Annotated in this window: 23 protein-coding genes; 12 read left to right on the top strand and 11 right to left on the bottom strand. The window is 38.1% G+C overall.

Features of this window, described 5'->3' with window-relative positions; all coding sequences use genetic code 11:
* Positions 1-47 precede the first annotated feature (47 nt).
* Positions 48-1598 (bottom strand): J domain-containing protein, encoded by a 1551-nt coding sequence (locus tag DSM106972_RS55445; RefSeq protein WP_127083922.1) that lies wholly within the window; start codon positions 1596-1598, stop codon positions 48-50.
* 300 nt (positions 1599-1898) lie between these two features.
* Here DSM106972_RS55445 and DSM106972_RS28850 point away from each other — a divergent pair, with 300 nt between their 5' ends.
* Positions 1899-2135 (top strand): hypothetical protein, encoded by a 237-nt coding sequence (locus tag DSM106972_RS28850; protein WP_127083921.1) that lies wholly within the window; start codon positions 1899-1901, stop codon positions 2133-2135.
* A gap of 47 nt (positions 2136-2182) precedes the next feature.
* On the opposite strand, the gene DSM106972_RS28845 is transcribed toward DSM106972_RS28850, so the two are convergent.
* The 3 genes from DSM106972_RS28845 to DSM106972_RS53945 all read right to left on the bottom strand — a co-directional run bounded on the left by DSM106972_RS28845 (position 2183) and on the right by DSM106972_RS53945 (position 4140).
* Complete coding sequence (locus DSM106972_RS28845) at positions 2183-2488, bottom strand: hypothetical protein (protein ID WP_127083920.1); 306 nt, start codon at positions 2486-2488, stop codon at positions 2183-2185.
* 8 nt (positions 2489-2496) lie between these two features.
* Positions 2497-3168 carry a hypothetical protein gene (locus DSM106972_RS28840; RefSeq protein ID WP_127083919.1) on the bottom strand — a complete coding sequence of 224 codons (672 nt, stop codon included), beginning with the start codon at positions 3166-3168 and terminating at the stop codon, positions 2497-2499.
* A gap of 771 nt (positions 3169-3939) precedes the next feature.
* Complete coding sequence (locus tag DSM106972_RS53945; RefSeq protein WP_127083918.1) at positions 3940-4140, bottom strand: hypothetical protein; 201 nt, start codon at positions 4138-4140, stop codon at positions 3940-3942.
* A gap of 452 nt (positions 4141-4592) precedes the next feature.
* Between DSM106972_RS53945 and DSM106972_RS28830 the strand changes: the two genes are divergently transcribed.
* The 7 genes from DSM106972_RS28830 to DSM106972_RS28800 all read left to right on the top strand — a co-directional run bounded on the left by DSM106972_RS28830 (position 4593) and on the right by DSM106972_RS28800 (position 9815).
* Entirely contained in the window at positions 4593-4913 is a 321-nt protein-coding gene (locus tag DSM106972_RS28830) for a hypothetical protein (RefSeq protein ID WP_127083917.1), read from the top strand.
* 36 nt (positions 4914-4949) lie between these two features.
* Complete coding sequence (locus tag DSM106972_RS28825; protein ID WP_127083916.1) at positions 4950-5468, top strand: hypothetical protein; 519 nt, start codon at positions 4950-4952, stop codon at positions 5466-5468.
* 11 nt (positions 5469-5479) lie between these two features.
* On the top strand, positions 5480-5983 hold the full coding sequence (locus DSM106972_RS28820; RefSeq protein WP_127083915.1) for a hypothetical protein: 504 nt from the start codon (positions 5480-5482) through the stop codon (positions 5981-5983).
* A complete protein-coding gene (locus tag DSM106972_RS28815) occupies positions 5983-6720 on the top strand; it encodes a hypothetical protein (protein WP_127083914.1) in 738 nt (245 codons plus the stop codon). Before DSM106972_RS28820 ends, DSM106972_RS28815 begins: the two co-directional genes overlap by 1 nt.
* Positions 6721-6820: 100 nt before the next feature.
* The gene (locus DSM106972_RS28810; protein WP_127083913.1) at positions 6821-8662 is read left to right on the top strand and encodes a hypothetical protein; all 1842 of its coding nucleotides are present in this window, start codon (positions 6821-6823) and stop codon (positions 8660-8662) included.
* Positions 8663-8898: 236 nt separating this feature from the next.
* Positions 8899-9255: a hypothetical protein gene (locus DSM106972_RS28805; RefSeq protein WP_127083912.1), complete on the top strand. Its 357-nt coding sequence runs from the start codon at positions 8899-8901 to the stop codon at positions 9253-9255.
* Positions 9256-9524: 269 nt separating this feature from the next.
* Positions 9525-9815, top strand: coding sequence for a hypothetical protein (locus tag DSM106972_RS28800; protein WP_127083911.1), 291 nt, complete (start codon positions 9525-9527; stop codon positions 9813-9815).
* 3 nt (positions 9816-9818) lie between these two features.
* Here DSM106972_RS28800 and DSM106972_RS28795 read toward each other — a convergent pair whose 3' ends face one another.
* Positions 9819-10304 carry an ASCH domain-containing protein gene (locus DSM106972_RS28795; RefSeq protein WP_127083910.1) on the bottom strand — a complete coding sequence of 162 codons (486 nt, stop codon included), beginning with the start codon at positions 10302-10304 and terminating at the stop codon, positions 9819-9821.
* A 733-nt stretch (positions 10305-11037) separates the two neighbouring features.
* The gene (locus tag DSM106972_RS28790) at positions 11038-12729 is read right to left on the bottom strand and encodes a ShlB/FhaC/HecB family hemolysin secretion/activation protein (RefSeq protein WP_233787921.1); all 1692 of its coding nucleotides are present in this window, start codon (positions 12727-12729) and stop codon (positions 11038-11040) included.
* 537 nt (positions 12730-13266) lie between these two features.
* Between DSM106972_RS28790 and DSM106972_RS28785 the strand changes: the two genes are divergently transcribed.
* A complete protein-coding gene (locus DSM106972_RS28785; protein ID WP_127083909.1) occupies positions 13267-13644 on the top strand; it encodes a hypothetical protein in 378 nt (125 codons plus the stop codon).
* Between the two features lie 36 nt (positions 13645-13680).
* Here DSM106972_RS28785 and cobT read toward each other — a convergent pair whose 3' ends face one another.
* Genes cobT through DSM106972_RS28770 form a run of 3 tightly spaced genes read right to left on the bottom strand, consistent with a single transcriptional unit; the run spans position 13681 to position 16188 of the window.
* Positions 13681-14796 (bottom strand): nicotinate mononucleotide-dependent phosphoribosyltransferase CobT, encoded by a 1116-nt coding sequence (gene cobT / locus DSM106972_RS28780; protein ID WP_127083908.1) that lies wholly within the window; start codon positions 14794-14796, stop codon positions 13681-13683.
* Entirely contained in the window at positions 14789-15469 is a 681-nt protein-coding gene (locus DSM106972_RS28775; protein WP_127083907.1) for a DUF2232 domain-containing protein, read from the bottom strand. Before DSM106972_RS28775 ends, cobT begins: the two co-directional genes overlap by 8 nt.
* Positions 15470-15486: 17 nt before the next feature.
* Positions 15487-16188, bottom strand: a complete 702-nt coding sequence (locus tag DSM106972_RS28770; RefSeq protein WP_127083906.1) for a Crp/Fnr family transcriptional regulator — start codon at positions 16186-16188, stop codon at positions 15487-15489.
* 463 nt (positions 16189-16651) lie between these two features.
* On the opposite strand from DSM106972_RS28770, the gene DSM106972_RS28765 reads away from it, so the two are divergent.
* Positions 16652-20542 (top strand): hypothetical protein, encoded by a 3891-nt coding sequence (locus DSM106972_RS28765; RefSeq protein WP_127083905.1) that lies wholly within the window; start codon positions 16652-16654, stop codon positions 20540-20542.
* Positions 20543-20737: 195 nt separating this feature from the next.
* Positions 20738-21481, top strand: a complete 744-nt coding sequence (locus DSM106972_RS28760; RefSeq protein ID WP_233787683.1) for a sugar transferase — start codon at positions 20738-20740, stop codon at positions 21479-21481.
* 1 nt (position 21482) lies between these two features.
* Here DSM106972_RS28760 and DSM106972_RS28755 read toward each other — a convergent pair whose 3' ends face one another.
* Both DSM106972_RS28755 and DSM106972_RS28750 read right to left on the bottom strand, forming a co-directional pair.
* A complete protein-coding gene (locus tag DSM106972_RS28755) occupies positions 21483-22316 on the bottom strand; it encodes a carbohydrate ABC transporter permease (RefSeq protein WP_127083904.1) in 834 nt (277 codons plus the stop codon).
* Positions 22317-22324: 8 nt separating this feature from the next.
* On the bottom strand, positions 22325-22909 hold the full coding sequence (locus tag DSM106972_RS28750) for a 5-formyltetrahydrofolate cyclo-ligase (RefSeq protein ID WP_127083903.1): 585 nt from the start codon (positions 22907-22909) through the stop codon (positions 22325-22327).
* Positions 22910-23768: 859 nt separating this feature from the next.
* Here DSM106972_RS28750 and DSM106972_RS28745 point away from each other — a divergent pair.
* Entirely contained in the window at positions 23769-25169 is a 1401-nt protein-coding gene (locus DSM106972_RS28745) for a GumC family protein (protein ID WP_127083902.1), read from the top strand.
* Positions 25170-25175: the final 6 nt, after the last annotated feature.

Genomic DNA, 25175 nt, shown 5'->3' with positions numbered 1-25175 from the left:
CGAACGCTAGAAAATGCTCTGGCTATAGCTTTGAGAAATTAACAGAATTATCTAGCTGTCTGTTTGCGGACATATTCAATCATTTCATCTAAAGACATGTCTTTGTTTTTTTTGATTGTTTTCTCGAATTCTTCAAAAGCAGCATTGATGATAACCATCTTTGCCTGCCCATTAGGGTTAACATCAGGGTGATATCTCTTGGCAAGATTTTTATAAGCAGCTTTGATAAGCTCTGGACTAGCCGTGGATGATACCCCTAAAACTTCCCACCAGTGTCCAGAGAATTGGTCAATAATTTCCTCGATGATATCCCAGGTTATCCTGTAACAGGTTTTGTAGATAGCTTCGAGTTTATCCTTGCCAATCAACTTCAAGGTTGTCTCATGCCATTCTCTGAAAGCGCTTCTTGTTTCTGTTCGGCGGGTGCTATTCCAGTCTATAAACGCGGGTCTAGTCGCCCATGAACCAAAATCTTTAGAATTATAATCCTTGGCTTCACCGAACGGATTTTGACCTTTGGGTAAGACATTTAAAACAATCAAGGTATCGTTACTGGGTTTATCTAACGAAAGTAACCAAGTTAATTCCTCGCAAATCTCTAGACATTCTTTGTTGGGTAGCCATTGCCAATAATTAACGCTTTCTTTCCCTAGTTGCTCGCTGTAGACCTTAGTCCAATAAGCTTTTCTATCGATAGGTTTTCTGTTACCTACCTCGAACGCCGCTAAGATGTCCCAGCGGTGGTTTAACAATGCGTACTCTAATAAAACTCTTTGAAAATCTTCGACACCACCCACTGAACCATCATCACTAAACTTACTTACACCTAAATCAAAGATTTCTTTCGCTGTGGCAGCTTTGGCTACTGGTTTGTCAATAAATACAAGGTTATATTCAAAAAGTTTTTGCAAGATACAGTGCGGACTATTATTATAATCATGCGATATATATATATCATCGCAATATATTGTGTTATCACATTGCCAGATAACAGAGTTAATTTCATCACTTAATTCCAAGAATGTTCGCAGCGGTTGTTCCTCGAACTTTACAAAATAATCTTCGTCCCAATACTGCTTATCTATATTGCATTTGTTCGTTGCCCCATATTCATTATCTTCTAACGGTTGGCAAGCTTTGAGCCATTCACCGATTAAACTCGCGGGAAGCTGCCTTAAAGCTTGGCTCTTGGGCTGAGACTTTGATATTGTTCCTGGTGTCCTATTACGCTTCTTCCCTGGTTCACCACTAAAGTAAGCTTTACGCAAACTATCGATATAAGGTCTTTTTAAAGCTAATTTATCAAGGATATTTTTTAGCAAACTAAATTTATAGAAAATCTCATTGTTAATGTTCACCGCTTGCACACGATAACAATCAATGGTCGTATCAATAGTTTTGGCTATAAATTTACCCCGTTGTAGCGCTTTCTGTAACCTTACCTCTGTTAATCCAGGGAACGCTATCATTAAATCTTTCTTTGATACAAACGCATTGGGGTTCCCGAAGGAATTTCTTGAGTTCTTTTTCAGCGCTATCCCACTGATGCTTTGACCACCGTACTCTACTGTTATTCTTTCTGCTAAAATATTTTCCATAAATACCTTTTGAGGTTTCCCTGCTGATATGTCAGTGCTTACCTTAAATTCTTTCTGTGAAACACTTTGAGGTTTTGTTTTTGAGGTGTAAGTGCTTTGATATTTCTATTGTACATTATCCTTGGGGAATTTTGCAATGCTTTTCAAAGATTATTCCAAGACATCCATCTGAGGTGTAAGTAATCTTGGTAAGCATTGCTGCGAAAGGTTTTCAAGGCACACATTTGATGTGTAAAGTCTGTGAAATTACATGATGAAATGCTATAATCTATTTAGAAGATATATCAAGGAATTAAAGCAATGAACGATTTTGCGAAAGAACTCAAGGAAGCTCAAGAAAGATTTTTCTTGATAACTATCGATGGAAAAGATTATGATATCCGCGAAGTAAACGACTGGGATTTTGATGGCGAAGATTATTTAAACAGCGAAGAGTTTACGCTTTATTTCAATGATGGAACCAATGTAACTTTTAATGTAGATGACCTTGATTCTTCCGATGAACAAATGCTATATCAACTTATTGATTGTATGTAATGCGAAGCTTTCGGTCGAAGACTGTAAACGCTGTTTCAGACGCTAGATTAACCTAATAGTGAATAATCTTGACAATTCAAATAACCAGCACCAAATATATCTACGCTAATCAAAATATTTGTATCAGGGTTGTCCTTAAAATGTTCCACTGATTCAAACGCTGTTACTGCTTTCGAGAAATGTCTATCATATTCATCAAGTTCATTTTTATCGTAATCACTACAGGCTGCTAACGGACTTATGCAATATTTCCCTGCCGATGTTTCTACTTCCAATAGGTGATATTGCAGGTCAACATCCAACACATTTATTAATAATCCTAAATCAGTGCCAATTAATTCTAAGTTAATCATTGTTTTTATTACGCTGTTCTATCTTCTAGTTCTCTAATAAGCTGCTGTGGAGTTTTATTGGTGCCATCTGTAAAATAAAACACATTCTCTGTTGGTACTTCTACTACAGTACTCGAAACCAAATCCTTTGTTGTCTGATTAACTTGCTTGCCTTGGTTCATTTCCGCTATTGCTGTTCGTATCTTTTCTAAGCTCTTTTCAGTGAACTTAATCGGAACTACCAACTCTTTAAAATCCCTGTGTTTTTTCAGTGATGCCAAATCAGAATTAATTCCCTTTGTTGCGTATCTATTACCCCAATCCGCAAATACTTCTAAGCCTTCATTCATTAACAACTCTGAAATTATATCAAGAGTTTCTTTGTTGTGCTTCAAGGGATATTCCAATGTTATTATTCTTTGTTCTGTATACAATGTTGTATCTATAATAAACCCTGGAAGCACTACTGTTATCCCTGTGAACTTTTTATAAGGAAAAACACACCATTGGTATTCACCTGTGCCAAATCTTAAATTAAATCTCTTCGTCCCAAACTCTGCTGCTACTGATAAACCTAAATCTATTGAATAAGTTTCAGGTTTATTTTTTTGTATTTTCTCCCAAATCTCTAATGCTTGTTGCTCTGTCGTTTTATTCCCATAGTTCGGGTCAAAACCTTTTCTTCTTCGCGCTTCTCCCATGACTTTATTCCTTATTTTTCTCGTAAATTATTTCTGCGGAACAGCCACAATATATTTTTTTGTGCCATATTTTCTGGGCTATTCATAACACTATTTTAACATATTTATTGCTCAGTGCAATATTTTTATGCGGTGAATTTTAAAGATTATTAATCAGAGATATGAATCAATGCTTGATTGCCATACAGTAATATCTCTAACGCTTCTGCCAAAAGCGCGGGTTTTAGTGCCTTCCAGAGACTTTACCCACAGATAATAGCTTTAGACATCTCCGCAGGTTAACCGCTCTACCGTGGCATTGATGAGCGGTTGCTGGCTATGCAAGCGAAGTTCGCGACCTACGGGGCGTTGGGGCTGTCTCAGGGCTAATCCTGCGGGATGGCTAAAAGGATATTTTTGCGGATGCCCACACTGCGCTACCCTTGACCAGATGATTAGTATTTATGTTTTTGGTATCTATCTCTGGTCTAAGTACAGTGTTAGCTGTTTTTAGGCTTTGTTTAGAGGTTGAAACAGGGGTTTGGCATCTTAAAAAAGCTTGCAAGCGTTGCAAGGGGCTAAATCGCTGAAAGCCTTATACAGTAAGCAAAAAATCCGTCCATAGCAACTATATTAGTCTTTAAAAAGTAGGGGGGCTATGGACGGGTTTTGGAACCCCCCGTATCGAAATTCTAAGCAGCTATTAAGGTTTGAGAAAACATGTCTAAAAAGATACTAAAATAACTCCGTAAATACGCAGCTATTGTTTATATATAAACATTTTTAGTAAGCTTACGGTTTTTCTTTAAGTTCATCCTTAGTGATTGGTTCGATTTTATCAACGATAAGACCACGGGCTTCTAGAGCTTCAGTCAGTAGCATGACAACTGTGGAACTAAAACTAATTTGGTTTGCGGATAGGCTAAGGATTAATCCGTAGATTTTCGTGGGTATATTGATGGTGCTTCTTTTAACAGTGTTTTGATTAGACATAAGATTTTTAATAGGTTTATCTACAAGATAGTTTTCCTTAAAGTGAGCATTGTGCATCAGCTAAAAAAGTAAACCTTAGTTTTGATGTGCAGTTTGCATCAGTGCATTAATCTTAGCATTTTCCCAGTGGGTTAATCGGTGAAACCTTTACTATGGCTATATTCTAAATAAAAACTTAGTTTTGATGTGCTGATTGCATCACTGCTAAAACCTTTAAATAACAAAGGTTTTAGCCAAAAAAAATCTCTATTAAGTTGCACATTGCATCTTAAATGTGGTAAACTAATAACAGAAGCGTAAAAACAACAGAGACGCATTTCAAACAATTACCGATTATCAAATCTCGTTTTTTTTACTGTTAAATATCTCACGGATAAACCAAGAGAATATCTCACGAACTTTCACGAACTTCCACGAACTTCCATCAAACAATCACAGGAGAAAAAACACAGGTGTTATCAACAGATTTATTACAGTTTGACATTACAAGTTTACCAGAGTTTACGCTCGGTAAAGATTTATCACAAATATTAAACGTGGGTGCAGCTACCTTGCATCGTTATCAGCGGATGGCAAAAATATTAATTGAGGATTACCGCGAAACTCACACAGAACGTTTACCGCTGACTCGCTACCAATGTTGGGTTTTAATTCAAATTAACGATGCCTTCAAAGTTTTTAAGAACAAGAAATTCATCGTTGACAAAATCAAAGCTAGTCCAGCGGATTTTTCAAAGTATGCTTACCGGAAGCAAACCGGGTTCAAACACTAAAACATTCAATAAATTTACTAAAAAGGATTTTACAAAATGAAAAACATTAATCAAGTCTCGACAGAAACAGGGTTATCTATTGAAGAAATCCGCATGATATTATCCGAAACCAACAATCACTGGGATTCAGTCAAAGAATTAACTGATGCGGAGTTCGAGATTATCACCAAACTAGTTAATGCAAAGCGCATTGGAGCCACTGCAATAGAACATGTAGTAGATATGCCATTGGAACATCAGAAGGCTATTGTATTGACTGCTAGCGAGGTGTTAGAGCATCAAATCAAGCTTAGTATTGTCGAGCGGTTACAGTACCACGAAACAATCGCTGAAGTAGAAAACCAAGCAATAATCCATATACACAATCAGAAGAAAAAAGAACTAGCGGCACATTTCCAGCAAGAACACAGAAACGAGCGTGAAACATTACGCGGCATTTTGCAAGAAGTATCTGGGCTGTTAGGCGACGATGTAAAACTACAAGCTGATGGAGTTGCAGCCAAGGATGAACTCGCGGTTTTTATGCAAGTGTTCAAGAAAAAGCTCATTGCTTAAAGTCTATAGATATGGTTACAGCCGCTAGCGAAGTTGGATTTGTTGGCGGGGCTGTAACCAGTTCACAGATGTTTCTTGAACATGTAAAAAATAATCCATCAATTAACCGAAGAATAAGCGCAATGATTCAAACTTTAAAAAAACATCTCAATACAATTATTCTGGTGGGAGTGCTAGGTAATTTCTCAATATTTAGTTATGGAATGACCCAGCAAATATCAGCGAATGTTTCTTCGCAAACAGCGATAAGTTCACGGCAGAGAGCGCTGGTTAATATCGCGAAACATGTTAAGAGCGATACCTGCTGGCAGAATAAAGCTAATTATCCGCTGAAAATAAACGATGTTATCGCAGTCGAAGGTACAGAAACCGGGAAGATTCCTACAAGTTGCGTCTACGTACCAAAAACAAAACAATTCCTTAATGTTGTTTACTCGAATGGCGAGGTAACTGTTACACGGATTTTCAGTATAAAAGAAGTTCAAAATCAATTATCAATGAAAGGTGACAACTAATGCAACAAAATTATAAACCTGGTTCTAATTCATCAAGTGATACAGCAAAGAAAACCAAAAAAACATTCTGGGATGGAGTTACAGCAATTGTCAAGAAAATATTTAGAATTCTCCGAAAACTACTAACGCTTTTATCAGAGATTCTTCACGAATGCTTACACACTGCTGTCTTCTTGTTTTCTATCGCAATTAAATTTATTAGCTCACCATCAACGCCATGTTTGCTGTCAATCATTATATTTGGCGTGGTTTTAATCGTGACTACTGGTCAATGGTACGCACTAGGGTTATGGTTCGGTAGATTATTTGGGTTATCTTCCATTGGTGGTTATTCGGCAGGTTTTATTGGTTTATTCTTCGGGGTTTGCGTGAATGCTTTTCAGCTTAGTTCTGAGATGTGGAAAATCAGCAGACAATTTGCGGAATATTACTCAAAAAATAACGTGAATCCTAACCTTGAAACCGACGCTGATGTTTCTGTAAAACAGCGCTTAACTCAATGGTTGTCTCATGACCACAAAAACCTTAAAGCAGCGCGTAGAATCAGTTACATTGTCGAAACGACACTGATGATTACCTATACTTTGCTCGGTAACTTTAACCCTTTTGGTTTAATACTTGGAGTACTTTCTTTGTTTGCTCCTGAGTTTGCTTTAAAGTTTGTTGCCAGCACAATATCTTTGCTTGGTAATATTGAAGGCGATTCCGAAGAACCCGAACAAAAATATAAGCTCTAGGCTTTATTCTGTTGCTTATTCCTAATATATCATACATTGAGATAAAAAATCAAGGTAGATTCGTAAATATCTACCTTTGAAATTATAAAAAAATAAACATATGACTAATTTAACAGTAAAAACGCTGGCACTGACTGAATCAGGAAAAAATTCTTTTGAACTATTATTTAAATCTGGGCTACAATTTAACGATGTTGATTCGCTTGAATCAAAGAGAAAGTTTTTAGGTGAGCTTTGTAGAAATATCAGCGAACGCGAGAATGATGCAGAAAACGCAAAAAATTTCACGAGTTGGACATCGATTGCATCAGCAATTTTTGCAACAGCTAGTTTGATGATTACACCAGTGGCGATACCTATCCTTGGTGTTTTTACTTTGGCAACTGTCGGTGGTTCTGTTTTTAAGAATAAACTTGAGACACCTGTAATTGAAATATTGAAAAAATATGAGATTGCTTTATCCAAGGCACCACTCGATAATTGGGCTGGGTTATGGCATTGCACCAGCACTGACATTTTCTTAGAAAGTTTATATGAAGCATCTACAGGACAACTTTTTGAAAATAAATTGATTGGTCGAAGTGTGGATTCTTGGGATGCAGCACTTACTTACTGTGCTAGTGCATTACGATTAAAACCGCTGCAAATACTAGATTTAATTCAAGGGAAGCAAACAGTGGGTGATGCTCAAAAAACAAATATATTAACATCTACTGCAAATAGTCCTAAAGATAGTTTCAACGCTAATAATCCGGTATGCAACACTGATTTATTCGCTAATGCAATCTCTATTAGAGATTCACTAGTTAACCGTGCCGATGATTCTGTCCTTGGAGGTTGTGTAATATTAGCTGCACCAGGAAGCGGTAAAACAACGTTTCTTGGTACAGCTTGGGGTGCTTTAAAACAACGATATGGGTCAAAGTTTAAAAGCCTAGCTGTAGTAGTCAAGAAAAGCGATATAGAAGCTTTTCGCGGAGTATCTGACAAATGTATTAGTGTTAAATCTGGTGCTGTTACCGCTGCTGTTGAAATCATTAAATTCATTGATGGTTCAACAAGTCACACAGGAAATATCAGCAGATTATTCTTGGATGATTTTCTAACAATGCAAAAATACCTTGAGACTGGTACTAAAGGTAAATTCATTAACCCCGAAAATTATGCAGTGTTTGACAGCAAGAAAGAAGCCAGCGAAGCGTCTTTTGATTGTTTACCGCTGTACGAACACTTGATGACTTTACTTAACGAATATTGGCTTGTGGGTCGAGAATATAATAGCGCTGTTTTTGTCAGTAGCCATTCATCAAACGTCCAAGATTTACCTTTCATGGGCAGTGCCTCTGCTCGTTCTGTGGGTGATATGATATTCTTAGCGAAGAATGGCAAGAGAGAATTTATCGAACTAGCCCTAGGAAATAATTTCTTGATTAGCGACAATGGTAAACGCTCATTGTTGAAATCTCAGCTTGATTCAATAGACGTTGCCACCGATGAACCAATAGTGCTTGGTAACTATAATAATTGGACTTTGGGAGTTGTCCCTAGTTCTGTCTACGCTGAATATCAAAATTATAGAAAGCTTTGGGAATCCAATAAAACCACCAACGAACCTGTTATTAGCGAAACTTCCTCTGACATATTACATGATGAGGAATTTACCGAAGAAATTCTTAAACCAAGCTCTCAACCTAACCATGAAGCCAGCCATTTTGATTACATTATTAAACTCGCAGATGCAGTCAAAGGTTATTTAATTCAAAAAGAATTATCGGAAGTTACCGTGGAACATATTCGCAAGAGTCGGTACTTTATGGATTTTACTAATGATGGCAATAGATTATCAGTACAGGATGTTCGAGAAATACTTAAGCTACTTTCCTTGACCAACTTCTTAATAGAAATATCCGCTGATACTTACACAATTTCGTACAAAGGATAAGACCTTGCTTTTACCTGGGGCGAAAACTCAAAAACAGACAGGGGTACAACGGGGCGATAAGCATTACAGGCTCCGCCCCAGTCCGCCCGAAGGTTCCGCCCCAGAAAAATCACTGTTCCGCCCCAAAAATATTAAATAATAGATAAAAACTGGGGCGATGGCGGGGCAATAGGCATTTTAGCTTTTACAAAATGCTTTTCTGTTAAATTAATAAATATTAACTAAGGAGTCTATCAATGCTTGAGAATCTAGGAAAGGTTTATGAAAAGGTTGTTTTAAACCAACAGCGGATAACGATTGGGTGCGTCCTCAGATTACCCGAAGATGTTCGCAATAAAACACCCCAGGATATTGTTCAAAAGTGCGTTGGCGTTCACCTTCTTAGCTTTAACTTTGTGCCACAAATCGGTGAACTTTTTCCCTACGCAGGACAAATCTGGGAAGTAACTCATACGCCTATTCAACGACCAACTCGCTATCGAAGTCACCAAAAGAAACATCCAGCGCTCCTTTTCCTTGATTGGCGTTCCAGTTACGAAACCGAGGATGAAGCTTTAGCTGTTATCTTGGCTTATACCAAAAACAATCGCTAAAAGCCTCGATAAAAGCCCAATGGGATATCGATGATAGGTCTGTGAAACTTCGTGGAATTTGGTGATAAATTAGCGGAGTTTCGTAGAAACCAATGAAATTCCATGAGAAATTCTCATGGTTTTTTCGTGGGATATCTACGACTGCGGCAGGTATGCCCCAGAAGCAGCTTTGCTGCGACTGTAACTCTGGGCTTATGTTTTTTTTGGTTTTGTCGTAGAATAATATTCTTCGAGGGTATTGTTTTTTAAATTTGACCAGGGTAAGAACAATGGAAAACCTGCAACAAATAGTGAATAATCTAGTAAAAGAACACAGTTTTAAAAAATGGATTTACGCACAAGTACGACATCTACCAGGTGACTTCGCTAGTAGAATCTTTAGTAACCCAGATTTATTATCGCAGTATGTAAGTAGCGATTATTGCGGTGAACATTTCGAGGAAGATGTTTCTGTGGACTTGCCAAAAGATTGTAGCGAAGAAATTTTAAAGGTTTATCGTCAAGGTTATAATCGCGGTTATCATCGAGGCATTGATAGGATAAAACCCGGAGAAAACTAACGGTTAAATATTGCTAATCAAAAACTTTACTTGTTCTGCCGCTTCAATCTGTGGGTCTGTTTTTGGTTCCCAATAACGAAATGTTCCTTTAATATTTAATATTGGAGGGTCAAAAACACAGGGATTTTCAAAAACATGACCGTAGATTGGTTTACCTTGATATTCTTCTAAAGCTTGTTTGTAGGAAATATCCCATTGAAACTTCTCTCGGTCAGCATCCCATTTTTTAGCAGTGTCGTATTTTATGCAATCAACCAGCGTAGCTACACCAATGATTGAACTTTTAGGACATTCATCCTTTGATATTTCCCAATGCTCATACGAAAAATCATACCCGGAACCACTGCTACAGTGCAGCATTACCAAACCTCTGTAAGTTTTTTCTTGCCATACCCGTAACTCAATAGTTTTGGTTCCTTCAGCGATTAATAAAGCGTAGCATCCAGCGATTGACAAACCTCTAATTTCTGTATCTTGGGTTAAGCTCATAAAGTTTTCTACTGAAAGACTTTATAGTTATACGCGATACTATCAGTTTTTCAGTATAAACAATGATACTTTTGAGTATTGCGCCATAAAAAATAATTAACAGTTAATCAATGGGTTTGTCTGCGACAATGTATGTGCGGTTTTTATGCGCGGACTTTGTTTACACACAAACATTGCTTTTATCTAAAAAAATAACTCTTGACTATTATATAGTAATAAACTATTGACTGTTACTCATAATTAACCCTTAACTATTACCTGGGAATCAAGGCACTACTATTGACTATTACTCATGATTAACTATTGACTATTATCTAGAAACAAACTATTGACTAATGCTTGTAAAAGACATCTCATGGTACGATAATGGTATACGTTGGTATTTTTATTGAAAGGTTGGCAAAGGTAAAAAGCTAAGAAGAAAAAGCTTCGGGTTTGGTCGCAGGTCATCAGCGATTGTCCTTGGGGTAGTGGAGGTCTTGGGTTCAAATCCCAACGTTCCGATATTTTGTAAAAGTATTAAAAAACTCTTGTGGAGCGGGCATCCCTGCCCGTCTTAAATTTGAAACGGGCAAGGATGCCCATTCCACAAGACATTCCACAAGAGAGTTTATTAAATTATACAAATACAAAAGGCGCGCTCTCTGGTGAGAACGCGCTATGCAAGCTAAGACTTAAATCTTAACCTCTTTTTAACGATTAGGCAGGCGCCTAAAGTCTCATCACAATAAATTTACGGCTGATACATCAAAGAAAAGAATAAACCATTGTCTTGGAGTGAGTCACCTTGTCGAGAAATAGAGGTTAAAGGAATACCCCAGTCTAAACGAGTCACGAAGCCACCGATTTGCCAACGTAAACCTAAACCAGTGCTGGCAAAAATACTAGTATCAACAGATTGACCACTATTATTCCAGACTTTACCAACATCCACAAACGGCGCCACCTGAATATTACCAAACCCACCAGGCTGATTTACTACTGGAATTCGTAGTTCAAACGAGCTTGTAATACCGTTATCAGCGACAAATTGGTTTTGGCGATAACCGCGAATTGTATCAACACCTCCAATACTAAATTGCTCCAAAGGCAATAGCGAGTCTGGGGTTAGCTGAGTAGCAACTCGTGCAACCCCAATAAAATTTCTTCCTAAATTCTGTACCCACTGAAATTGACCAACCCAACTCATAAACCTACCATCAACACCAATATCATTTACTGTTGCTCCTAATGCGCCTATTCCTAAACTAAATTGTGAGCGTGCAGCTAATACGCGGTTTGGTGTGCGGTTAATCCAATCTTGACTAAATCGTAATACGGTTACTCTTGAGTTTCCATCTTCTGGCCCTGTTGAGAATGAAAAGGGAATATCTTTGAGCAAATAAGTTTGACTTTCGCGTAAATCTGCTGAGAAACCGAGTGTAAATTCGCTACTTGGAGTGTTTACTATTGGTTGACGGTAGCCAAGTGAAAAGGTTTTTGTACGACCAAGAATATCAAGCGGTGAAAATGGTTCTTCGATAATTTTACTGTTGCCGTCTGCATAACGAAAGCTTATAGACCCATCCCGTGCATTGATAGGAAAACTGTAACCAAGGTCATAACTATTGGCGCCACTTGTATAACCAACTTGGGCAGTAAATTTATCGCCAAAACCTAGTAAGTTTTGATAGCTTAACGACGAAGTACCACGAACCGAACCAACGCTGGGGGAATCACGGTTTTCCACTGTAAACGAAGTTGTTATTGGTCGTGCTTCTCTAAGATTTAGCGCTAAAATACTTCGTCCTGGTGTGCTTCCAGCTTTTAGTTCTGCTTGTACTGAAGTAAACAAAGGGTCTACTTGAAGTAATTGAAGCGCGGTTTCTAAACGACGTAAGTTAATTGGGGCGCCTGCTTTATCACGAATTCGGTCGCGCACATAACTAGGACGTAACCGTCTTAGTCCCTGAATTTCTACCCTTTCAAGCTCACCTTCTACTACTTGAACATTCACAACTCCACTTGAAACATCTTGCGGTGGTAAAAAGGCGCCTGAAGTTGTGTAACCACGCTTAGTGTAATAGTCTGTAACCGCGCTCCGAATTGCTAGCAGTTCTTCAAAACGAGCTTGTCTACCAATATAAGGTTTAACGATTTCCGCAATCTCCGATTTTTTAAAGACTGTACTACCTAAAATTTGCACGTCTTTAATGGGAAATGTCTCTTGTGTACCTGTAGCAATTGCTGGTGAAGACACTAAATCTGATGCAGCTATCCGACGCTGTAACCTACGTATCAGTTCTGCACGACTTGTATACTCTAAAACTGGCTTTGCATCAGATGCTTCTTGCTTTAGCTGAAACGGCGCCAAATCAGGCATTTGTGTAATTTCATTCTTATCAACTGGTTCTGTACTTATTTGCCCGTTTGCTTGAGATTGCAATCCTAAATAGGATAAGCATGTACAAGTCGCTAAAAGATAATAATTTATTCGTTTATTAAGTAATAACATTGTATATTTTGCAGCTTTCCATTCTTACTTAGGATGCCCACAATTTTCTAATTAGTAACATCTTTATTCAATTTGAAAGCTTTAAGACATGTATAGTGATAATACGTAAATACATGTAAGTAATTTATCGTCGGTCAGATTTTACACTAAAGTATTAATACTCTGGGTGTTGGGTTGCGTTCCTAAAGCCAACCTACAATATGGAGTCATTTTAGGATTTTTATGTTTAAAACAGCGAATAAAGGTTAGATATCTTCTTTTTTATCGTTATTTCTTGTTTTTATGGCTTTACTTAACGAAACATCTAACTGAGCAGGGACTTTATTAAATCTTTAGAAGTATTTTTATTTAATTAAATTCTGTATAGTATTCAATCAAAGAGTAGTAATAATTAAATAATTCATAAGTATAGTTAACATTGACTTGAAATTGAATAATATAGAGTAAACATACCGCTGAGGGTATTAAATGGAGCCATTGCAGAAACAGGTCTTGACTTTAAGCCATAAAGTCGATGCCCTCTACCAGGTTATTCAGCAACTTGAGCATAAAGTCTCTCAAGCTTTATCGACGTGTAATACAGAGAAAACCACCGTTAGAGGCAGTTTGCACGAGTCAAGCGAAACTGGTAGCTACCAGTTAAAAGGATATACACTCTCTAATTCAGAACTAGAGCATAAAGACGTTTTAACTGATGGAATTTTTACGGACATTAATTTTCAAGGGGGAGATCGGCATTTAACACCCGAAATTCAAATTCAACGGTTAACTGCACAACTAACCGCAGCATACAATCGCATTGCCGCTTTAGAAGAGCAACTATTACTCAAACGAATCAATTATTAATAAACCTGTAGAGACCGTCCATGTACGGTCTCTACATTAATTTTGTTTCAATTTATCAATTTGTTTTTCTATTGCCATTAGTAGCTGCTCTTGTTGCCAGTTTTGGTATAAATACGCAGCAATGCAAGCTGCACCAGCACCTACACCTTCTTTAACAAAGCCTTGCTCGTATACACGCAATTGTTCGTAACGAGAGTTAGTAAGATTAAGTTGGGTAGCAATTAGCGGAACATCGCCGATTAAAGAAGCTAATTCAATTGTGGCGCCAGAAGTATCGGATGCAACCCAACGAGTAGTACCTACTACAATTTGGGTTGGTTGCCACTCTAAGCCATAAAAATTCGCACAAGCACGGGATAAAGCATACACTGCCAGCATTTGAGTACCCCCGGCAAGCATTACCCCACAAAAACGACTCGCAGCTATCGCCATTCCAGCTACCACTACTTGCATTGGGTCTCCAAGCGATGCAACTAATTCTAGTGGGTCATCAGAAATTTTACCCATTCTCTGTAGTCCTGTTTGCACTACCGCTAATTTTTGGGTGTGATTACAAACAGGATGACTACTATTCACTTTTCCCGCAGCATTAATTCCTAAAGCTGTTAAAATCGCCAAAGCTGTCGTCGTTCCACCAACAACGCACTCGCTTAAAATTACATATCTTTGATTAGAACAATCTTGACTTAAAGAAGCTCCACGTCCTAGCTTCTCTCCCCACTCTAATCCTTGCTGGAATAAGTGACGCACTACAGATAATTTTATTGCATTACCACTACTTACACATAGAGCATGTGTACCTTTTAAATCAATTGCATTAATACTTAAAGGCGGCGCCTTAATTAATCCAGCATTAAAAATATAAACAGGTAACTTTAGTTCTTCGACAACGGCACGCGAAATAACTACAGGTGATGCTCCTGCGGTCAGTGGTGGTAAAGGATACTCAGGGTTATGTGAGGCACCGTGATATAAAAATTCTGCATCAGCGCAAGCGGTGTACATACGGTCTTCTGGAGTTAGACCAGCGGCGGATATACCTGGTATCAACGCTGTCTCAGTAAATCCTAATACGCAAACAAATATTGGCAACCCGCAATGCTTACTTACCCAGGCTTTTCCGGATTGAATCTGAGTATAGATATTAATCATAATCGAGTAAAACTTGTACCCAATGCGGAGGACGAGGTATAGGATTACCAAGACGGTCTAATAATAGCCATGCTCCAATGTGAACTAAAAATAAATATAGAAAATTATTCAATAGAACAAATATAAGGGCGCCGATTTGAATATAAAATGGGCTTGGAGTCGATAGAATACCTATCCTTAGAAAAATCCAGTCAATTATACCAGTGACTTGATTAATTATATAAATCCATAAATCTTCATCGGTTAATATAGATATAAACCAAATTCTAAAAAATACACCAATCGTCCCTAACAGCGCTCCTAGACTAATCGAAACAATCCAAGGAACACGGCGATTCCATGTGACACCTAGTAATACTCCCATCAACGCGAACGGCATTACAAACTGTAAGCTGCGAATCGGCCCCATTAGTACCGATAACAGCAACCCAGATACAACAGCTGCCATCCAAGCTGCACGTTTGCCTCGACGCAGGTAAACTAACGCAATTGGAACCGGAAAAAATATCCGCAAAACAGGTGCAAACGCCGGAAAATATAAGCTAATAAACCAAATCAAACTGCCTGTACTAGCTAAAAAGGCAGTTTCTACCATTCGTAGTGGTGCATCTACTTTTATCTCTGGAGATGTTAATACTTCTTTTTTTTCAGCCCATTCTTTCTCTGGAACCATGATTTTTCGCGCTCAGTTTAAACAATCATCCTTTCTAATGCTGACAAATCAGGAATGCATATTGAATCTTGGTCACGCTTGATTAGTCCTTTCTTTTCTAACCTATTTAAAACTCTTGTTACAGTTTCGCGCGCTAATCCACTCAAACTGCTTAACTCCCGATGCGGTAGGATGGGTATTTCCATACCAAAATCTCCTTTAATTCCCTGCCCCTCAGCTAGAAATATTAATGTATCTGCTACTCTAGACTGACTGTCCGATTCGCGCAACCGCAGGCGCCGATTTACTTGTCGTAATCTTCGTGCCATTAGTTGAGACAACCGCACTCCTGCCATTGGTTCAGTTTGAAGTAACTTAACAAAATCTTGAGAAGGCATACTACCTATAATAGTACCCGTTAAAGTAATTACATCGGTTGAACGGGGAACTTCATCAAGTGCCGCCATTTCACCAAATAATTCACCTTTTCCTAAAATATTCAGCGTTACTTCCTTACCTTCAAGATTGTAAGTCCGAATTTTAACCCAACCCTGAGCAATAAAATATACTGAACCTCCCCAGTCATTTTCGAGTAAAATAACCTGATTTGCCGGATGGGTACGGGTAACAAGATGTGTAAGTGCCAAATCGATAGCAGTTTGTGGCAACCCTTGAAAAAAGGGTGACGAGGTGACTATCGTAGGATTGGCTGGGCTGATTAAGCTATATCGGTCTTCCATTAGAATATTTTTAAATATTGCAGCAACAAGCGTTAATAAACCTAAAAAGTTAAACTTAACCCTACGCTATCAAAGCATAACTGCTTTCAAAGATAAAGCGAAAAGTTTATAACAAAGAACTGAAATCGAGTTGCTTTTCCGATACAAATTTTATCTAGGGGTATAAAAAGATAAAGCTCTGACTCTAATTAGCTCTTAGTCTAGTGTAATGCCTTTTCAGCAAACAACATATTGCAAATATAATCACCAAACTACTTACACGCATTACACTAATGATACCCGTAGCATAAGAAACCGGGTTTCTATCCAAAATCATCATTTTGATCAAAGATTTTAATCAAGAAACCCAGTTTCTGGTTTCTCAAATATAATTTTGGCGATAAGAGCGGAAATTTTGTAAATAATGCTGTACCCTAGTAGCGATTAGCAAACCCTCGCCCAGTTATAGCTTAGGTAAATTACTGTGACTTCCCGCTCAACCGAAATTCAAACGCTAATTGCAGATATTGATAACTTGCTCGCCAATAATAAAGGTAAGCGCTTGGTTAGAGTTCTCGCTAATCAAGGACAAGAACCCAGACAGGTATTAGAGCGAGTGCGTGACTTTTTAGTTTCAATCGAAACCGAACCGCAGTCCTCCCAGGCAGCGTTACTATCTCCCTTACTAGCTAAGTACATTGGCAGCGATGACTTACCCGATAATGAGTCTCAATCTCAACAGATCAATTCTACGAACTCTCAAATAAACGACTTAAGAACGTTAATTGAGCCGTTGCGCGTTGAAATTCAAACCATGCAACAAGAGCGAAAAAATCTGGTTGAAGAAATTCGCCAGCTTGAACAGCAACGGATGCATAATTACTCCTTGGCTAACCAAATGGCAAACCAAGAGCAAATGATTGCCGAATTTTTACAGGTGCTAGCAAACAGAGTTTCCACTACCGCACCACAACTACCTGATCCTGTACAACCGCTCTCAACACCAGAGCAAATGTATGCTAGATTAGCAACTGCCCCACCATTAATTAAAACAAGTGAGGCGCCTTCTGTTATCGAAGCGCAATCAGCCGAACTATTAGAACGTATTTCGCGCTCTTATAATGAGTTAGACCAAAAAATAGTTGAGTTCGATGGCAATGTAAATCTTTCGTTTGAGACTTTACAACGTAATTTAAATAATTACCGCTCGTCTTTGACAGAAGCACTCGTGAGTATGCAAAACGAGGGTGTGCAAAGTGAGCAACTGCTCAAAAATTGGATTGACAATTTAATGCAGCAATTGCAGTCTGTAAATATGTTTTTGTCAGAGCTTGCTAACAAGTCACAGTCATTGCAACACCAAACGCAACAAGAAGCTCAAAACGCGGTTTCGCTACCAGATATTGACACTGCTTTAGTCGGTGATGCTAACGTTACTCCCGATTTAGATGCTTTACTTTTGGAATTAAATCCGAATGTAAATAGTTTTAGTACAAACTCAAACATTCAATCATTACAAACAACTAAAATCAATACTCAATCTACTGTTGATGAAGTTGACTTACTTTATGCGAGCTTATTCGGCGCCTCAGATACACCAACATCCTATCAGCAAGTTAGCTTACCTCTTTCAAACCCCATCAGTGTTATCCCATCGCCAGTAAATTTAGAGGCGCCTTTAACTCCAACTGAGCCAGAAGTCACTCCAGATACAGTTGATATATTTGATACAGTTGATGTTGCTGCTAATTTAGATTCTCTAACTTCTTCTCCAAGCCAAGACGAAAAAATTATTTCTAGCATTTCTATAGAAAGTGCCTTACAATCACCAACTTCTGAAGAAACCATCTATATTACATCTACTACATTTATTACACCATCAGCAGCCGCTGAGTTACAAGAAACAGAAGAAATAGTAGAAACATCCTCGGCGCCAGAGACAGAAACAACATTTGTACCAGACCCTTGGCTCGATAGCGCAGATGCGGGACTACTAGATTTACAAGACTTTCAAGCTCCACAAGAAACAAGCATTGCAGGGCAAACATCAAATGCATGGGAAACATTTGTTCGCATTGACCAAGATTCGACACATTATGAACTAACTGCTGCTGATACAATTACCTCATTAACAGATTTAGTTTTTGAAGATGCATCTGCTTTAATTGGTATTGAGATACCCGAAAATCACATAAATCAAACAAATAACCTTATTACAACTTTGCCAAAAGAAGCATTGCTTTCTGAAGCATCAGCTCAAGTTGATGCGGCAATGCCCAATATTTCGCTTGATGAAGAGCAGATACAGCGATTAGACCAAGATTTAAGACAGTTTGATGGTGAGCAATATATAAATCCTTCTCCTCAACAAAACGAAGAAAAACCCGAAGAAAAACCCGAAGAAAAACCCGAAGAAAAACTTGCAACTCCATCTATTGATAACTATGAAGACATACCTGATACAGTAGACTCAGCGTGGTATTTGGGCATAGATTTAGGAACAACTGGAATTTCTGCTGCTTTATTAAATCGTTTAACAGCAGAAGTCTATCCCCTTTACTGGTCAACAGATGATATTAATACAAACGGCGCCAAACGTTCGTTTCGATTACCCGCAGAAGTTTACTTACCTGCAAGTGCTGGTTTACCAATTGGTAGCCAAGATAGCACACAAAGCACGCAAAATCTGTTTTCTGCCGAACTCAAGCCTTATTTACAAATAGCTTTACCTTATAGAAGCGAAAAGCAAATTCAATCAAATGAAGACCAAGATTTGCCTTTAGATCAGTCGGTAGCAAAAACTTCACATAAATGGGAACCTGTACTGCAATTAAATGAAGTTGCGACGGTACCTTTAGTATGGATGGTACGCTCACTTTCAAAGTTACTGTTAACTCTCAAATCTGACCGTAATAGCACGACTTTGGGGTTAACGGCAACTGCTATGGGTATTAACCAAGAAAGCTTCCGTCGTATTGTCGATAATATATCTGGTGTTGTTTGCTCGTGTCCGTCGAACTGGTCAGAGCAATATCGCTTTAATATTCGTGAAGCTTTGCTGCTTTCAAAATTAATTGTTCATCCTCAGCAAGTATTTTTTGTTGAAGAAGCAGTTGCTAGTTTACTTAGCGAACTTGACGGCGCCAACAGTGAGGAAGTTAAACTAAATACTCGAAATGGTTTTCGCAGTGCCAAAAGTAGTGAACAATCACTACAAGGTAACACCTTAATCATGAATATCGGCGCCAGTGCTACGGAAATGGGACTGGTTGAGTTGCCCGAAAACTTATTGGAGTTGTCTCACAATGACTTCATGCTTCATAGTTTTGCATACGGTGGTAAAGGTATCGAAATAGACATTTTATGTCAGTTATTACTACCACCAAAATGGCGTCAACCTTTATCCGAAAAGCCTTCTTCTGAGCCAATAGCAAGTAATGCTTTACACTGGCAACCAAACATACAAGGATTAGAAGCAACACGACTATCTAGTTTGAAATGGGAAGAGTTAACCTTACCGCGACCAGGTGAACCAGATATTATGGAGCGCATTCGCTTGTTACAGCGACTTGAAAGTTCACGTTTAGGACACGCACTGTTAGATGCGGCAACTGCGATGAAACTAATTTTGCAGCATCAAGAATCATTCTCATTTGAATTAGCTGACCAACGCTGGGTTTTGCAACGGCGCGATTTAGAGGGACAAGTGTTTGTGCCGTTTGTCCGTCGTCTCAACCGTGAACTAAATCGTTTATTGGTAGCACGTGGTATTCCTACCGAAGCTATTAACCAAGCGATTTTAACAGGTGGAGTTGCAACACTTGGCGCCGTTAGTAGGTGGTTACGCCAAAAACTTCCAAATGCCAGAATAATTCAAGATTTGTATCTTGGCGAAAATGGTGCCCCTACATGTAGTCGTGTAGCTTATGGGTTAAGCTTACTACCACTTCATCCCCAAGTTTTAGAAGTGTCAAGACAGCAATATACAGATTATTTCTTGTTTACAGAATTATTGCGCGTATTACCAGAACATGCTTTAACATTTGGCGAAGTCATTGCACTGTTTGAGGAACGCGGTATTAACACCCGTAACTGCCAACAAAGACTACTGGCATTTTTAGAAGGTGAACTACCCGCAGGTTTGGTACCTGGCAACACCGAGTCAATGTGGTTAACTCAAGCTTCGTTAGAAAATTTTGATTACAAAGCAGCAAAAGAAGCCGAGTTATTTGAAAAACAAGGTAGTCTTACATATCGTCCCAATATTCAGCAAATAAACACCTTGCGTCGTTTACTTGATGCAGTAAAAGCTAGTACTCAACAATCACTAGAAGAACCTTACACCGTTAACTTTGCGGTTGGTGTACCTTTGTAAAGCAGAAAGGGGAAAGGAATGTTAATTTAATCTTTCCCTTTCCCTATTTTCTTTCTATGTAATTTACATATATCGTTATCTTTCTTCATACAAGCTTTACAAATAGAAATACTGAAAGTTTACTTTTCTGTTGCTTTATCCAAAGATTAGATAAAATTTTGGATTTTAGGTGTTGAGTAGTAAATTCACTTGACTATGATGGTGAAGTACGACAAAACCTACGTAAGAACCGAATTGAAAACTGTGTCTGCATATATTCCCGATACGAGTCCCTATACTCGCGAGTCAGTACTGAATAATCAGTACTTGAGTCAGTATTTACAACAGCCAATACACCCTTCTGTACAAAGTAGAACAAAAAGGCTAGTTGATATTATCGGCGCCATCGTTGGGCTGATAATAACAGCTTTCTTAGCAATACCCATTGCAATAGCAAACTTTTCCTACGACCGAGGGCCAGTATTTTACAAGCAAACTCGTTGTGGTCTACATGGGCAAACTTTTCAAATATGGAAGTTTCGTTCGATGGTCGTAAATGCCGACAAACTCAAGCATTTAGTTAAAAATGAGGCTCAGGGGCACATATTTAAGTGTGCCAATGACCCTCGTATTACTCCCATTGGTCGGTTACTAAGACGTTCGAGTTTAGATGAACTTCCACAATTTTGGAATGTTTTAAAAGGAGAAATGAGTTTAGTTGGTACCCGTCCACCTACAGTTGATGAAGTAAAAAATTACCAAGGTCATCATTATGTACGCTTGCAAGTCAAACCCGGAATGACCGGAGAGTGGCAAGCAAACGGACGTTCTAGCATTAAAGATTTTGAGCAAATCGTTCAAATGGACATTGACTATCAACAGAAATGGACAGCAATGTACGATTTGAAGTTAATTATCAAAACCATTTGGGTTGTGATAAAAGCTTCAGGGGCATATTAACTTACCCTTTGACTCCGCTGCCAGCATCAGTGGGTACAATATATCGTTGTAGAAATAAAAATAATATCATCACAGGGGCAATCGAAATTACAGAACCCGCAGCTACCAAACGCCAGTCGAGTGAGAACGTTCCCGCTAATTTTGCCACTCCAAGCGGCAATGTATATAAACTCTCATCTTGAATAACGATGAGGGGCCATAGAAAATCACTCCAAGCTCCAATAAATACAAAAATAGCCAGGGTAACAAGTGCCGGACGGATTGCTGGCAACATAATATTCCACCACAGTCCCAATTCTGAACATCCGTCCATCCGCGCTGCTTCTTCAAGTTCTTTAGGAACACCCAAAAAAGCTTGTCTCAACAGAAATATACCAAATGCGGAAGCCAAACTTGGGAAAATCATTCCCAAGTAGGTATTCCGCAGCCCAATTTGCACCGTCAATATATATAGTGGAATCATGACAATTTGAAAAGGAATCATGATTGTCGTGACTATGGCAGTAAATATCCAGTCACGTCCTGGAAAAGATAATCTGGCTAATGGGTAAGCAGCTAAAGCACAAAATATTAAATTCAAGCAAACAGTCAAGACCGCCACGATAGTACTATTGAACAGGTATTGCCCAAAAGGGTTAGTTTGCCAAACAGTGACAAAGTTATCAAAAGTAGGTTGGGCAGGCAATAATTGTGGTGGAGATTGAAATATATTCTCTGTTTGCGATTTAAAAGCGGTACCAACCAGCCATAGTAATGGAAAGAGTGTTACGAGTGCAGTGGAAGTCAGCACTCCATACATCAATAAAGTTTTTATTGTAGGGTTTTTTAGTAGCATTTTAGATTTTAGACGTAATTTAATGTAGAGACGCGATTAATCGCGTCTCTACACTTGTTTTCTGTACAGATATTTTGTAATGGTTTATCCCAAGTTTCAATAGGCAATTGTGGCAAGTAAGCAAATTCAAACACTATTCCAATAGTTGGTATAGATTGCCACTTAGGTTGACTTAGCATTCGGTCATAATAGCCGCCACCGTAGCCTAAACGGTATCCTAATTGGTCGCAAGCAACACAGGGTACTAAAATCAAGTCAACTTCGTTTGGTTCAATTATAGGGGCATCGCTGTTTGGTTCGGTAATACCATAGGCGCCTGTGTTCGTAGAATCTCCAGGTTTCCAAACATGCCAAGACATAGTTTTACCAACACAGCTCGGAAATCCCCAACGGTAGTTAGAGTCATAAAATAAAGAACTTAAATCAGGTTCAGTACGAAAGCTAAAATACGCAAGAATGGTTTTGGCGTTCGTTAGTAATTGCGAATTAGTGAGGTGACTACAAATATCATCGCTTTTCTGGCGCCATTCAATTACTGGTAGTGCCGTACGTGCTTGAAGTAGAGAAGAGCGTAGTTGTACTTTATCAGGCATAATTAATACTGAACTGTTTATAAAACTAATTAATATTAAAGTTTATCCTTGCTTTAACCTAAATACTACGTAGAAAGAAAGTATAAACTATAACTAATGTTTTAAGCAGAAATTTTAGGAAAAATGTCTATTCATATACATAACACTAAAATTTTCGTGTTAGCTTTTCGTAGTTTCTGTAAGACGGAGACAGAATTGTAAAGAATTTACAAATCAAATGTAAAGAGTATAAAGTTTTTACCGTCAAAATGTTACACACAGTTGACTTACGGTGAATAAGTTATACACTAATTAAAGTTAGACAAAGTTAAATCATGTTTTATACATCAGGAAGAGCAGGTATGTCAGTTTTTGTCAGCTGCTAGCAACTAAGAAGTGTATTTACCGAAGGCTTATGTAGCTGAAAGCATACTGTTAGTCATTAGTTAGAGTTTACACAACGCTTAAGTGCATCGAATCGTGTTTAAAAAAATGAACAAGACTGATTAAAGTTTTGTAGTTTGACCCAGCATAGTAATAATTTTGATCTAATTTGAGTTGCTCAAAAAAGGCAATAAACTTAATCAATATATACGCGCAAAGAAGTGACAGAAATAGCATTCTTGGATAACTGCACAGTTGTTCCAAAAACCGCGTTGGCATGGATATCTTCTGAGTATTATTTAAAAGTTTAAAGCGCTTATTGATTGAAACTTTAGTAAATCATTGGCAGATACTGTCATAAATTTAAAATATCAAAACAATACGAAGAGAGCAAGTAATGAGGGTTTCTATTAGAATTAAGATAATTTTTAAGTTTTTTGATAACAGCATCACCAATATTTTGACTCGAAAATAATATATTCTTCATTAATGCCGTATGACACAGCTAATTTCTAAAAATGCAAGTTCTCTAGAATTGCCAAAAGCTCCAAAGCGTTGGGTAAATTACTTGTTGCTAATAATTATTACCAACTGTGCAATGTGGGGTGCAGCTTTATTTTATTTAAATAATGCCAAGCCTAGTTATACAAGTAAGTTATCCCTTTCTCTTCCTGGAACTATTTCATATACAAACATCAATCTTCCTGAACGTGGAACCGCATCTTCTCAAGCTGTATCTCCTTACGAAAATACTATTCAAGATCCAAGAGAGAATTACAAAATAATTATAGAAAGTCCTGTAGTTCACAAAGCGGCAGCGGCTAAAGTCAATATGACTTTAGAAAAATTTGGCAAGCCAAGATTCAAAATAATAGACAAAACAACAGTCATGAACTTGGAGTTCAAAGGAGATGAACCACAGCAAGCACAAGCGAAGTCATGGGCATTTTATCAGGCTTTCCAAGAAAGGCTTACTTTGCTTAGACGTAAAGAATCAGCGCAGAAAGAAGGTAAAATACAAACTTCTCTTAGAGATTCTCAGCGCAAATTAGAAGTAGCTCAAAAAAGATTTTTTGATTATAGAAATAAGTCTGGGTTGGTAACCGATAAACAGCTTGAAGATTTAGCGACTAATTTAGAAATATTACGTAAAGAAAGGGATGGAGCTGCGGTTAAACAACAACAAAGTGGCGCCCGTTTACGCGAATTATCGAGCAATTTTAAAATATCAACTCCAGAAGCTACTCAATCTTTTATTTTACAATCAGACCAAGTATTCAGACAGCATCTTAAAGACTATAGTGAAGCAACATCAAATTTAGTACTTCTACAATCTAAATTTCTTACTAGGCATCCTCTTATTATTGACGCACAAGGCAAACAAGACTTAGCAAAATCTGCTTTATTAAGCCGTAGCCAATCTCTTTTAGGCTATCCTATTGGCCAGCAGTTGCTAAATAAACTTAGTGGTGATGGCGCCCAGCAAACTTTTGTGGAAGGAATAGTAACAGCTGGTGTAGACCAACAAGAATCTAAAGCGACCATTCAGGAGTTAGATGGTCAAATTGCTCAACTACAAACAAGAGTAGAAACTTTAGCAAAGCATAAATCCACGTTAGAAGCTCTAAAAAGAGAAATGCAAATAGCTGAAGCTGTTTATTCATCAAGCCTTGCAAGTTTGGATGTAAATAAATCTAATTTTTACGGTTCTTATCCAGAAGTTCAACTTTTAACAGACCCAAGCTTGCCAGATGAACCTAATTCACCACAAAAAAATCTTGTTTTACTGGGCACAGGATTAGCTTCAATCTTATCGATGACGGCAATATTAACAATGTATTCACGGTCAAGCAAGTTGAAATTGGTGCCGGCAACAATTTCAGCAAAAGAGCAGTAAATATTA

The organism is Dulcicalothrix desertica PCC 7102 (assembly GCF_003991905.1).
In the GTDB taxonomy this organism is placed as follows: Bacteria; Cyanobacteriota; Cyanobacteriia; order Cyanobacteriales; family Nostocaceae; genus Dulcicalothrix; species Dulcicalothrix desertica.
The sequence above is the reverse complement of the archived record's forward strand: the minus strand, read 5'-3'. Positions and strand labels throughout refer to the sequence as shown.